Origin of the sequence: Streptomyces sp. URMC 126 (genome assembly GCF_051386555.1) — a bacterium.
In the GTDB taxonomy this organism is placed as follows: Bacteria; Actinomycetota; Actinomycetes; order Streptomycetales; family Streptomycetaceae; genus Streptomyces.
Genome location: NZ_JBPQTX010000687.1, coordinates 1 through 392, shown reverse-complemented (window position 1 = coordinate 392; position 392 = coordinate 1). Strand labels below are relative to the sequence as shown.

Here is a 392-nt window from a genome sequence, read left to right as displayed (position 1 = left end):
CTCTTCATCGACGAGGGCTTCGGCAGCCTGGACGAGCAGGCCCTCGACGAGGTGCTGGACGTGCTCGACTCGCTGCGCGAGCGGGACCGCACGGTCGGCATCGTCAGCCATGTCGCCGATCTGCGCCAGCGGGTGCCGGTGCGGCTGGAGATCGTCAAGGACCGTGCGGGCTCGACGGTCCGCCACCACCGGCACGGAGGGCTGCTCTAGCCGACGGAGTCCGGCGTCGGCGGCGCTTCCGGCGGGGCCGCTCCGGAAGCGGTGACGTACTGCGCCACTCCATGGCCGAACGACCAGTCGGCCGACGCGTTCTCGATCAGCGATACGAGGACGTTGCGGGGCTCGGTGTCCGCGTACTCCTCGGCGAGTTCGGCGATGCGCCGGTACAGCGC

At 70.9% G+C, this 392-nt stretch carries 2 protein-coding genes; one reads left to right on the top strand and one right to left on the bottom strand.

What is annotated here, in order from left to right:
• The coding region (locus ACSNOK_RS33460; protein WP_436784537.1) for a hypothetical protein at positions 1 to 210 on the top strand (210 nt) is incomplete at its 5' end.
• Here the strand turns inward: ACSNOK_RS33460 and ACSNOK_RS33455 are convergent.
• Positions 207 to 392 (bottom strand): tautomerase family protein (locus ACSNOK_RS33455; protein WP_436784536.1); only part of this gene is annotated, 186 nt, incomplete at its 5' end. The genes ACSNOK_RS33460 and ACSNOK_RS33455 overlap by 4 nt on opposite strands.